We start from the raw sequence: 11,133 nt of genomic DNA, 5'->3' as shown, positions 1-11,133 counted from the left end.
TCTCTTTGTGTCAAGCGCTACCATGATAATGGGGGCCTGGGGGAGTGCGTCGTCGATAAGTGTGCGCCCCCATAATCGGCCAAAAAGATAAGGGGCCTGGCGTGAACTCAAGGTTGATGAGGCAAAAACTCGCTGTTGTCAGGGTTATTTAGCCCCCGTTTTAGCGCTAAGAGTTCGCGCCATATCATCGGTATCGGGCCAAGCTGGCAGCGACGCAGCAACTTGGCGCTTGATCGCGTTGCAGGCAGGCCATTGGTTCACACAGCATTGATTGCTTATGGTGAAGTAATGCTGCGAAGGTGTCCGCTGCCCCCTTTTCTACCAGTAGTATGAGCAGCAACTGCTATGACACTGCCATGTCGAGGGCCGTTACCGAGCAGCAGCGAATTGATATTCTGGTTACCAACACCAAGCGTCAAGCCATTCTGATTGAAAACAAGCTATTTGCCGCTGATCAGGAAAACCAATTGGTCACGTATTATCAATCACTGCGTACTCAAGGCTACCGAGAGGTGCGCGTGGTATTCCTTTCATTGGACGAGCGCCCTCCAGCATCACACAGCTTAGGGCACCTGGAGCAGCTTGGTACTTGAGTAAAAGAAATGCATACAGCAACCTGCATATCAGTAAATGCATGAGCTGCGACTATTATGAGTGACCTTTACTTTTATTCCCTATATTCGCCAATGATTTCTGGTCGCTTTACACGCTATGACTTTCGGGTTTGATATTATCAAAAGCTATCTTAAAGGTCTGTTGTTGATGTGGTGCTGCACTAAACACTACGTTTATCATAGGGCCTTGGTTTTTGAAAAGACACTTATGACATTCGAATTTTGTTCGCTTACCATCGTTTGAACTATGACTTCTCCCCAGCGCTGCCATATGTCTACTTGTGACCTCCATCGCGTAGCTCTGTTGTAGGTTCCGATTAGCTTGGGTGGGGCGTGAGCAAGCATCTTTTCTACGACAAGCGGGTCAGCCATCAATGTTTCAGTAGCCTGAGTGGCAAAAGAGCGTCTTAAGTCGTGGGTAGTGAAGTGCGCCAAGTGATATAGCGGAGCGTTTTCGTCGTGCTCTTTTCTAGAACGGCCTTGCAGGCGCGCTATGGTAGTGCTCAGGCTATCGGGGTGCAGTGGCTTGCCATTGCCTTGAGTAGAGGTGAACACGTATTCTCCGGCGGCTAGCTGGCGCTGTTCAGCGAGCAGTTCAAGTGCTAGTGGGCAAAGGTGAACTTTATGCTGGCGCCGTGACTTAGTGCGTTCAGCCGGTATTGTCCATTCTGTTTTATTGACTTCATTCCAACACATAAAAGCCACCTCACTGCGACGGCATCCGGTCAGAATCAGAAGTTTTAGCGCATTGGCTACCGGAATGCTTAGCACGGCGGTAGTGGCTTTGCCTACGTTATCTGCGCGGGCGTCGTCTATCGCCTGCCAAAGCTGGCGTAGCTCAGGCAGGGGAAGATGACGTTGACGCGGGGCAGACGCAGACGCAGCAATATCGGCGGGCGTTAAACCATCGGTTGGATTTACATCGATTTGTTCCCGTTTCTGGCAGTAGCGTAAAAGTTGGCGCAGTAAGTTGAGGCTATGTCGGGCTTCAACTTGGGCCTTTTGGGACGCCTTTTCTAGCACTTCGATAATCAAACGTCGGGTGACATCACGCACGTAAAAGTCAGCGAGCCGCGGGGCTAGATGACGCCGCCAACGGCCTCGCTGTTGGGACACCGTTTTAGTAGTAGGTGGCTGTTTATTCCGCCCAGGTGTTTGTTCGTAGGCTTCTATCCATCGCTCATAAGCATCTTGCATTGTCCATGCCGCCAGATTATTGGCTTTTTCGGACGCGCGCTGCTTTCTTGGATCTAAGCCTTTTTCCACGACCTGTACAGCGTCTCGATGCGCTTGGCGCGCCTCGGCTAATTTCATAGCCGGGTAAGTGCCTAGTTGCAGCTCAAATTGCTTCCCATTAATGCGGTAGCGGTAAATCCATGCCTTAGCTACTCGGTCATTACGTGCTTCTAACGCTAGCCCACCCACGCCACGATTAGTAACGCCTTCCCTTATTTTTTCCTTGCCATCAGCGGGCTTGAAGGCAATGACTTGTTTTTCAGTGCTAAGCATTGTGTCTCCTTAAATGAAGATTTTTCGCCCCCACAGGCGCCCCCACAGATTTGTCAGTATAGAGGTGGAATATATAAGACACAATAAGGCAGTATTCCTCATTAAGTTTATGATTTTATTTGAATTAATGAGAAATTATTGGAAGGCGTGATAATGTGTAAAACTAACTAAAATCCTGCTCCTAAGCGGCAGGTCGCAGGTTCGACTCCTGCCAGGGACGCCATATAGCATCAAGTCCTCACTAATATCTCGTTTATCTATCTCGTTTATCTTTCCGTTAATCCCCCCAATGTCTTCCTGCTGGATTCTTTAAACCGGTAAACGTTGAGCAGGGATTAACTAGCAATCCCTGCCGTTAACAAGAAGCCACGAAATATGGAACCCGAACGAGCCAATACTAAATAGTATTGAGTGGGCGCGAGGGGCCGAAGTGCTCAAAGTGTCGGCGGTCGGCCGTGACACCCAGTTCAGCTAGAGCGTCATTCATTGCCGTCATAAAGCCTTGAGGGCCGACAAAATAGCAGCGGGCTACCGGGCTAGGTAAGTAGTCGGCCACTAAAGAGCGGTCAATACGCCCAATGTGATCGGCGTGGTTACCCTGTTCATGAATGCTGACCGCGTGGAAACGCGTGGGATAGACTGCCTTTAATGTTTCAACCTCGTTATTAAACGCGTGATGATCGGCGTCTAAGGCGGCGTGTAAATAGACGACCTGACGCCCAAGCGACAAAGCATGCTGCGCTATGGGCAGAAGAGGCGTTTGGCCAACCCCGCCGCTGGCAAGCAGTAGAGGTTCGTCACCCTCTACCAGCGTCAAATCACCTGCTGGTGGAAGCAGCTCTATGCTATCGCCTGGCTGAAGAACATCGTGAAAATAACGGCTGGCTTGCCCCTCCGCCTCGCGTTTGATGGAGATACGATAGCTCCGGCCATTGGGAATATCCGATAGGCTGTAATGCCGGTAGAGCGGTTCGCCATTAATGGTTAGGCGTACGCCGATATATTGGCCTGGTTCATGGTCAGCTACCGCGCCGCCATCCTCGGGCTCCAGAATAAAAGAGCGAATTAAGACACTCTCCTGCTGCGTGTTGGCAATTTTGAAGCGGCGTGTTCCCCGCCAACCGCCTGGACGCTGCTCAAACTCACGGTAGCGCTTGTCTTCAAGGTCGATGAGGAGTGCGGCAAGTTCGTTATACAGCGCCTCCCATGCATCTGCGATCTGAGGCGTTACGGCATCGCCAAGGACATCACCAATGGCCGCTAACAAGCACTCGCCTACAATGGGGTACTGCTCCGGCAGTATCCCTAAAGAGACATGCTTGCTGACTACAACCGCCAGTGTGGCGCGTGCTTGGGCAGGATTGCTGCGCAGTTTTACATAGGCCAACACGGCGCTGGCCAGAGCGCGAGGCTGCCCGCCGCTTTGCTGGTGCGCTTCATTGAAGAGTGGTTTTACCTCGGGGTAGCGAGCAAACATCAACGGATAAAAATGCTGAGTAATGGCGTCTAGATGCTCAGCTACAACGGGCGCCGTAGCGTTGATCAGTGTTTCCTGTTCATGTGTTAGCACGAATAACTCCGTTGGACATTAAGATGTATTTGAAAAGCATCTTAATGCCAGAAGGGTGTAAATACCAACCTTCAAGCGCGTTTTATTCGTTACAGGGACATTGCCTTGACGACTGCCATTAGCGAGCGGCTTGCTTACTGCAAGCTATAAGATGTATTTTTGATACTTGTCATGGTTTTCGATGGTGGCGGGGCGCACAATGATATTTCCAAGTAAATCAGTCGGGATTATGCCATGCCCACGACCACCTCATCCCAGCCTGCCTCCACGCTTCAGCATTTGCCATTGATGCGCCTGGCTTTTCGGCCTTTCTTCCTGCTGGCGGCGCTGTTCAGCGTGGTATCTCTGCTGGTGTGGTTAGCGTTCTGGCACGGCAATATGCTGTTGCACCCTTATGGCGGCCTAATTTTTTGGCATCAGCATGAAATGTTGTTCGGCTTTGCCGCGGCGGTGGTCGCAGGCTTTTTGCTCACCGCTGTGCGCAACTGGACCGGACTTCCAAGCTTGAGCGGCGGGCCGCTGCTGGCGCTAGTGGCGTTGTGGCTGTTGGGCCGGCTGCTAATGGCCTTTCCCATGGCGTTACCGGGCTGGCTAGTACTGATGGTCGACCTTGTGTTTCTGCCGGTGGTTGCCATTGTTATGGTGAAACTGGTGATCACCGCGAAGCGCTGGCGTAATTTGATCTTCATCCCTGTGCTGGCGCTGTTTGCGATGGCAAATCTGGCGATGCACTTGGGGTTGATGAATGGCGATGCGGAGCTGATTCGCCAAGCTGCCTACTTAGCCGTGCTGCTGATTACGCTTTTGATGACCATTGTAGGCGGGCGGGTGATTGCCATGTTTACCGCCAATCGTTTGGGGCGGCCCAAGCCAGAGCCTATTCCCGTACTTGAAGGTGTTACCCTGGCGAGTACGGTGAGTGTCGTACTGTTGCAGTTGGCCATCACGCTGGGCGTTGCTGTACCTACGGTGTTAATAGGTGGGGCGATGGTCTTAGCAGCATTGGCCAACACGCTTCGCATGGCGCGCTGGGGTGGGCTGCAAAGCTGGCGCGAACCCTTGCTATGGGGGTTGCACGGCAGCTATGCCTTTATCCCGTTAGGGCTTGTCATGTGGGTGTTAGCGCTGATGGGGCTAATACGCACTGAGCTTGCGGTTCATGCCCTAAGCATTGGGGGAATGGGCGTGATGATGTTAGCGATGATGGCCAGAGTGTCGCTCGGTCATACCGGTCGGCCAATACGCACGTTGCCGGGCATTGGTATAGCGCTGGGATTCATCTTGGTGGCCGCGTTATTGCGCTCACCTGTGTTGGCGCTGTTGCCTCAGGTCACCCACTGGATTTACACGCTCAGCATCATCTTATGGTGTTTGGCCTATGGCATCTTTCTCGTGCACTACACGTTGCCGTTGATGCAGGCGCGCGTCGACGGCAAGGAGGGATAGTGAGTGCTAAGTGCTGACGGTAGGAATGCGCATGAGGCGCGCTAACTGAGGTTGTTCACTGCCCAGTAAATCAGCCAGTGTGTAGTGGTCGAGTACCTCTAGAAAAGCGGACAAAGCATCCCTAAGAATCGGTTGAAGTCGACAGGCTGGCGTAATGATGCAGGCGTTATCATTATGAAAGCACTCCACTAGCGCCATGTCATGCTCCATTTCTCGCACCAGCTCGCCTAACACAATGGTGGCGGGATCGCGGGTCAGGAGTAAGCCGCCGTTCTTGCCGCGAATCGCTGTTACATACTGTTTTTGGCTCAGTTCCTGAACGATTTTCATTAAATGATTGCGTGAAATATGAAACGTTTCGGCAATCTCATGAATCGTAGAGCGGTGCTCTCCCTTGGCAGCAAGAAAGATCAATATGCGTATCGAATAATCAGTGAATCGGGTGAGATGCATGGAGGTTACATTGCTCCGAAAGTAATCCCGCTATAAGTGGTGTAGCCATAAAAGGCATGTTGTATGAATGTTCAGTGGGTTGCAATGAGAGCATTCATTAAAGAGTAAATAGGCCCATGACAGGCGTATTTACATTTGCTTAGTCTACTTGGTTAAGTGAACGTTTTAAGAGTAGCGGGATAAAACGCTTAAGGGCACGTCTAAACTCACAGGGTTTGCATATAGCAGCCCGAGGCGTAGCAGGATTGAACGCACAGGGAGCATCCCTGACACTGATCTGTAGCCACGTTAGGCACTCCTGTGGAAGGCAGCGTAATGGCTTGGCTGGGACACGCCTCCTGACACGACGTGCAAGATTCGCCATAGCTCAAAACACAATTATCGTTGAACTCTGGTACGAGTCCAGTTGTGGCCGGTAGGTCAGGTGCGAGAGCGCGTGTCTCGCAGGCGGCTGTGCAAGTTAGGCATAGGTCGCAGTGGTTGTGCTCTAGGTTTAGGCGCGGCAGTCCATGTTCCATGCTAATGATCTGGTTGGAACAGTTCGAGACACAGTCACCGCAGCCGCTACATAGCTGGGCAAAGAGTGCCTCCTCTTGAGCTTGGGGAGGGCGGGGTATTTCACGATGCTGGCGTGGAGAGGATGTCACGGCGAAAGACGCAGTGACCGGGCGCAGCAATCCCCGTAGCAGTTCCCGGCGACTGAGATGAGTATGGTTCAGGTGGGCACGCAGGTAGCGTTCATCGATACGGCTCATCGGTAGAGCCTCATAGGGATGGGGGTGACACCCCGCTCCACCTGCCACTGGCTCAAGGTTGTTGCGCTCAGCTGTGCCAGGGATCGATAGAAGGGGTGGGGAGAATGTTTCTCCAGCTGTTCAAGGTAGTGCCAGCTCCAGGGGAGGAGAAACTCACCGAGCAGGCGGTTGACACCATCCTCGCGCTCTTCCAGCGCTAACTGTCCGAGAAGCAGCAGCAGAAGGCCGAAGTGATCGAGCGGCTCGCGCTGGGCGGTCGCGAGCGCCAGCCCCGTCTCTTGCTCTAGGAAATGCTTGAGTGCCTGATGCGAATCGCCGAATAACACTTGCTCGGGGTCGAGGTAGACCGACCCCCAGGGCGGTGCGGCGAGTGCCTCGGGGCCGATGAACAGCTGCTGGTAAGCGTCTTCGAGCAGTGGCTGCTGGCGTGCCTCGCTTAGTGTCGTGAGCAGCGGTGCTCCCGCCGCGTAGGGCCATGCCGCGGCCAAGCTGCCGTCATTAAGATGCTGATCCAGCTGTTCCAAGGCCGATGCGCCCGGCGGGTAGTAGAACCAGGCGCCAAGCAGACGAGCGGAGTGGGCGATTGATTGCATAGAATGTCTCACAGCCCGGCGGTCATGTGCAGGTTATAAAAGAGATTACGCCCCAGCATTTCTGCCGTCAGCAGCAGCACAAAGCTTGCGCCCAGCATCAGCGGCTGATGCTGGGCGCTACGCAGGGCGAACAGCCACAACGCCAGTACGGCGGCCAGCAGTGTCATGCGGATGAGCAGCAGGCTCTGAAAGTTAGGCACCAGATCGACCGCCGACTGAATAGAACTCTGAATGCCCGCCAGGCTCATGGCATGGGCCACGCTGGTGCCGAGCGCCACCACTATCGCCAGGGTGCCCAGCCACGGCAGTAGGCCTGCCAGCGGGCGGTGCCCCTGGCCGCTCAAGCTGAGCAGTGCCTGGGCGAGCAAAGCGCCGCCTATGACGCTGGTCAGGAAAAAGCTCAGCGGCGTGAAGGGGGTATTCCAGGTCGGCACGGTGGGTATCATGTAGACACGAATGGTCGCGTACATGAAAGCGACACCGAACAGCATGGCAATACCAAGGAGTATCTGGCGCAGTAGTGGCGCGCCCTTGTCGAGCAGCGTTAACAGCCAGAACAGCCCGCCGAGGGCAAAGAACAGGCTGCCGAAAAAGATTTCGTTGCTCAACCAAGAGCCACCCAGGCGCAGCAATGCATTGGGTGCTCGCAGCGGTGACCCCAGGTGCAGTGTTGAAGCGGCGAAGGCCAAGCCCATCATTACCCAAATGATCAGCATCGGGCGATTGAGACGGCGCAGCGACGCCTCTTCTAACCGCCCCGTGAGCATCAGCGCGCCGAGCATAATGAAAGCGCCTACGGCACATTGTGCCAGAACGGTGAATACCACCAGGGGAAGTTCGTGCCAGCCCATGTCACACCTCCTTGGGATTGGCGAGAGAACCGGTGGTATCACCCACCGGACGGGCATTGCTGTTCGGCTTAATCACGATGCTGGGGCCAGTCAAAGAAGCTGACGGAAGCGGCGCCACTTCGGCGAGAGTGCCGTAACGCTCGCGTAGCTCCTCCATGGGGGCGAAATCCAGCGCTCGCAGAGGGCAGGAGTCCACACAGACCGGCTTTAGCCCTTCAGCGACGCGTTCATAGCAGCCATCGCACTTGGTCATGTGGCCCTTGCGCGCGCTGTACTGGGGCGCGCCGTAAGGGCAGGCCATGGCACAGGATTTACAGCCGATGCAGATATCGGTATCCACTACAACCAAGCCATCTTCGTGGCGCTTGTGCATGGCGCCGCTGGGGCAGACAGGTACACAGGCCGGTGCGGCGCAGTGGTTGCAGGCCATCGACAGATAATAGGAGAAGATCGACGGCTGCCAGGTGTCGCCATCGGCCTGCCAGGAGCCACCGGCATATTCGTAAATGCGCCGGTAGTCCACCTCAACATCGAGATCCTTGTAATCCTTGCAGGCCAGCTGGCAAGTCTTGCAGCCGGTACACTTGCTGGAGTCTATATAGAAACCGTATTGCGTCATGACGCCCTCCTCAGGCCTTGTGCACTTCGACCAAGTTGGTATGTGAAGGATTGCCCTTGGCCAGCGGCGAGGGTCGCTGCGTTGTCAATACATTGATGCTGCCGGCCTGATCCGTGCCCTGGCGGTTGGGGGCGTACCAGGCGCCCTCGGCGAGGGCCACCACGCCGGGCAGAATGCGAGGCGTGACTTTGGCGGCGATGCGTACCCGGCCACGCTCGTTGTAGATCTCAACGTTGTCACCGTTGGCTATCCCGCGGGATTGGGCATCTATGGGGTTGATCCACATCTCCTGGCGGGCGGCGGCCTTGAGCAACGCCACGTTGCCGTAGGTGGAATGAGTACGAGACTTGTAGTGGAAGCCGATCAGCTGTAACGGGTATTGCGCCCGCTCCGGCGAATCCCATCCCTCGAAGGTGGAAGCGTGAATCGGTAGGGGGTCGATGACGTCACCCTCCTCAAGCTCCCACTCGGCGGCGATCTTGGCCAACGCCTCGGAGTAAATCTCGATCTTGCCGGAGGGTGTGGTAAGCGGGTTAGCCTCCGGGTCGGCCCGGAAATCGCGGTAGGCCACGACGTGTCCGTTGGGGTCCTGGCGCTTATAGATACCCATTTCGCGAAACGCCTCGAAATCGGGCAGATCGGGGTCGCGCTGCCGATTTATTGCCAGCAGGTGGCGCAGCCACTCCTCCTGAGTGCGTCCTTCGGTGAAGGCTTCGCTCACTCCCATGCGCGCGGCTATTTCACTGCACATCTCGTAGACCGACTTGCACTCGAACAGCGGTTGAATGACCTGATCAGCGAAGATCAGGTAGTTCATGTTGCCGGCGCTGCCATCCATCGCAAAGTCCATCTGCTCGGAAGTCGTTAGGTCGGGCAGAACGAGGTCGGCGTAGCGCGCCGAGGAGGTCATGTGATTGTCGATCACCACGATCATCTCGCACAGCGTGTCATCAGCGAGGATCTCGTGGGTGCGGTTGATCTCGGAGTGTTGGTTCACCAGACAGTTACCGGCATAGTTCCAGATGAACTTGATCGGTACATCGAGCTTGTCCTTGCCACGTACGCCGTCGCGGGTGGCGGTCATCTCCGGGCCACGGGCAATGGCATCGGTCCAGGTGAACATGGAGATGCTGGTTTCGATGGGGTTTTCCAGCGTGGGGAAGCGCTCGAAGGGAATGGCGTAGCTGCCTTCGCGGGCACCGCTGTTGCCGCCATTGATGCCGACGTTGCCGGTGAGAATCGCCAGCATGGCGATGGCGCGTGATATTAGCTCGCCGTTGGCGTGACGCTGCGGCCCCCAGCCCTGAACAATGTAGCAAGGTTTGGTTGAGCCGATCTCCCTAGCAAGTTGGACGATACGCCGGGCGGGGATGCCGGTGATGCGCGAGGCCCACTCGGGCGTTTTGGCAATACCGTCGGGGCCGTCACCGAGAATATAGGCCTTATAGTGGCCGTTGGCCGGGGCGCCTTCGGGCAGGGTTCGCTCGTCATAGCCGACGCAGTAGCGATCCAGGAACGGTTGATCGACCAGGTCTTCGCTGATCAGCACATGGGCTAGGCCTGCTGCTAAAGCGGCATCGGTACCAGGACGGATAGGAACCCATTCGTCCTCGCGGCCACCGGCGGTGTCGCTGTAGCGTGGGTCGATAACGATCATTCGAGCATTCGAGCGCTGCCGGGCTTCCTCTAGGTGGTACACCACGCCGCCGCCGCTCATGCGGGTCTCAGCGGGGTTGTTGCCGAACATCACCAGTAGGCGGGTGTTGGCGATATCGGAAACGCTGTTACCGGCGGCCCATCCGCCGTAGGTGTAATTGAGCCCCGAGGCGATCTGCGCGGTACTGTAGTCACCGTAGTGATTGAGGTAGCCGCCGCAAAGATTCATCAGGCGTGCCACGAGCGTCGAGGCGGGTGGCCAGGACTTGGTGACAGTGCCACCCAGGGTGCCGGTGCCGTAATTAAGATAGATGGCCTCGTTACCGTACTCGGCGATAATACGTTTGAGGTTGTCGGCAAGCAGTTGATAGGCCTCGTCCCAGCTGATGCGCTCGAACTTGCCCTCGCCACGGGCGCCGACACGCTTCATGGGGTATTTCAGTCGGTCGGGGTTATAAACGCGACGGCGCATCGAACGGCCACGCAGGCACGCGCGAACCTGGTGGTCACCATATTCGTCCAACCCGGTATTGTCGGTTTCTACCCAGGTGATTTCGCCGCCGCGCACATGCATGCGCAAGGGGCAGCGGCTGCCGCAGTTAACCGTGCAGGCGCTCCATACTACGCGCTCCTCGGCGGCAGTTGCCGGAGCCGCCTGAGCAGAAGCCCCAGACGATGCGAAGGGAAGCGGGATCGAGCCTGCTGCCAGCGCCAGGGTGCCGGCGGAGCCGGTCTTCAATACGTCCCTGCGGCTAATTTTCGGATTTAAAGCCTGGTGGAAAAGACTATTTGAAGACTCTTTTTCCATTGCCGATGCCCCTGTAGGAAAGTTGTGATTTCACTATAGAGCTGGAGCCGGAACTAGAGTTGTCCCGCGTCAAGCTTTACTCACTTACTCCTTGTTTATAAGTGATTTTCTCTGCTGTTTGGGTTGAAACTCTTTACGCCAAGACAAGCTGGCGGTAACCCATGGCCGAAAGTGCATTATGACCAGACCACCGGCAGGAGATGTCGGCAAGCGCGTTACAACGCTACGCTGGCAGCCTTCGGTTTAAACCGAAAGCCTA

Annotated in this window: 10 protein-coding genes; 2 read left to right on the top strand and 8 right to left on the bottom strand. The window is 55.7% G+C overall.

Annotation, left to right across the window (positions count from 1 at the left end; translation table 11 throughout):
- Positions 1-356 precede the first annotated feature (356 nt).
- The gene (locus LG301_RS10170; protein ID WP_404471045.1) at positions 357-593 is read left to right on the top strand and encodes a PD-(D/E)XK nuclease family protein; all 237 of its coding nucleotides are present in this window, start codon (positions 357-359) and stop codon (positions 591-593) included.
- A 198-nt stretch (positions 594-791) separates the two neighbouring features.
- Here LG301_RS10170 and LG301_RS10165 read toward each other — a convergent pair whose 3' ends face one another.
- The gene (locus LG301_RS10165; RefSeq protein WP_404471044.1) at positions 792-2,123 is read right to left on the bottom strand and encodes a tyrosine-type recombinase/integrase; all 1,332 of its coding nucleotides are present in this window, start codon (positions 2,121-2,123) and stop codon (positions 792-794) included.
- Positions 2,124-2,520: 397 nt separating this feature from the next.
- Positions 2,521-3,693, bottom strand: a complete 1,173-nt coding sequence (hmpA, locus tag LG301_RS10160) for an NO-inducible flavohemoprotein (protein ID WP_404471042.1) — start codon at positions 3,691-3,693, stop codon at positions 2,521-2,523.
- 234 nt (positions 3,694-3,927) lie between these two features.
- Here hmpA and LG301_RS10155 point away from each other — a divergent pair, with 234 nt between their 5' ends.
- Entirely contained in the window at positions 3,928-5,139 is a 1,212-nt protein-coding gene (locus LG301_RS10155) for an NnrS family protein (protein WP_404471041.1), read from the top strand.
- Between the two features lie 6 nt (positions 5,140-5,145).
- On the opposite strand, the gene LG301_RS10150 is transcribed toward LG301_RS10155, so the two are convergent.
- The 6 genes from LG301_RS10150 to LG301_RS10125 form a co-directional block, all read right to left on the bottom strand.
- A complete protein-coding gene (locus LG301_RS10150) occupies positions 5,146-5,592 on the bottom strand; it encodes an Rrf2 family transcriptional regulator (protein WP_404471040.1) in 447 nt (148 codons plus the stop codon).
- 206 nt (positions 5,593-5,798) lie between these two features.
- A complete protein-coding gene (locus tag LG301_RS10145; protein ID WP_404471039.1) occupies positions 5,799-6,347 on the bottom strand; it encodes a 4Fe-4S dicluster domain-containing protein in 549 nt (182 codons plus the stop codon).
- A complete protein-coding gene (gene dmsD, locus LG301_RS10140; protein WP_404471038.1) occupies positions 6,344-6,940 on the bottom strand; it encodes a Tat proofreading chaperone DmsD in 597 nt (198 codons plus the stop codon). The genes LG301_RS10145 and dmsD overlap by 4 nt, the downstream gene beginning before the upstream one ends.
- Positions 6,941-6,948: 8 nt before the next feature.
- Positions 6,949-7,791, bottom strand: a complete 843-nt coding sequence (locus LG301_RS10135) for a DmsC/YnfH family molybdoenzyme membrane anchor subunit (RefSeq protein ID WP_404471037.1) — start codon at positions 7,789-7,791, stop codon at positions 6,949-6,951.
- A 1-nt stretch (position 7,792) separates the two neighbouring features.
- Positions 7,793-8,410, bottom strand: coding sequence for a DMSO/selenate family reductase complex B subunit (locus tag LG301_RS10130; RefSeq protein WP_404471036.1), 618 nt, complete (start codon positions 8,408-8,410; stop codon positions 7,793-7,795).
- Positions 8,411-8,420: 10 nt separating this feature from the next.
- A complete protein-coding gene (locus tag LG301_RS10125) occupies positions 8,421-10,874 on the bottom strand; it encodes a DmsA/YnfE/YnfF family dimethyl sulfoxide reductase (protein ID WP_404471035.1) in 2,454 nt (817 codons plus the stop codon).
- Positions 10,875-11,133: the final 259 nt, after the last annotated feature.

The sequence above is a fragment of the Vreelandella venusta genome, from assembly GCF_044809155.1.
In the GTDB taxonomy this organism is placed as follows: Bacteria; Pseudomonadota; Gammaproteobacteria; order Pseudomonadales; family Halomonadaceae; genus Vreelandella; species Vreelandella venusta_B.
The sequence above is the reverse complement of the archived record's forward strand: the minus strand, read 5'-3'. Positions and strand labels throughout refer to the sequence as shown.

What these genes read in the sequence shown, in the direction of transcription:
- LG301_RS10150 (WP_404471040.1), bottom strand. Translation starts at nt 5,592, where the DNA reads ATGCATCTCACCCGATTCACTGATTATTCGATACGCATATTGATCTTT.
- LG301_RS10155 (WP_404471041.1), top strand. Translation starts at nt 3,928, where the DNA reads ATGCCCACGACCACCTCATCCCAGCCTGCCTCCACGCTTCAGCATTTG.
- LG301_RS10125 (WP_404471035.1), bottom strand. Translation starts at nt 10,874, where the DNA reads ATGGAAAAAGAGTCTTCAAATAGTCTTTTCCACCAGGCTTTAAATCCG.
- LG301_RS10165 (WP_404471044.1), bottom strand. Translation starts at nt 2,123, where the DNA reads ATGCTTAGCACTGAAAAACAAGTCATTGCCTTCAAGCCCGCTGATGGC.
- dmsD (WP_404471038.1), bottom strand. Translation starts at nt 6,940, where the DNA reads ATGCAATCAATCGCCCACTCCGCTCGTCTGCTTGGCGCCTGGTTCTAC.
- LG301_RS10135 (WP_404471037.1), bottom strand. Translation starts at nt 7,791, where the DNA reads ATGGGCTGGCACGAACTTCCCCTGGTGGTATTCACCGTTCTGGCACAA.
- LG301_RS10170 (WP_404471045.1), top strand. Translation starts at nt 357, where the DNA reads ATGTCGAGGGCCGTTACCGAGCAGCAGCGAATTGATATTCTGGTTACC.
- LG301_RS10145 (WP_404471039.1), bottom strand. Translation starts at nt 6,347, where the DNA reads ATGAGCCGTATCGATGAACGCTACCTGCGTGCCCACCTGAACCATACT.
- LG301_RS10130 (WP_404471036.1), bottom strand. Translation starts at nt 8,410, where the DNA reads ATGACGCAATACGGTTTCTATATAGACTCCAGCAAGTGTACCGGCTGC.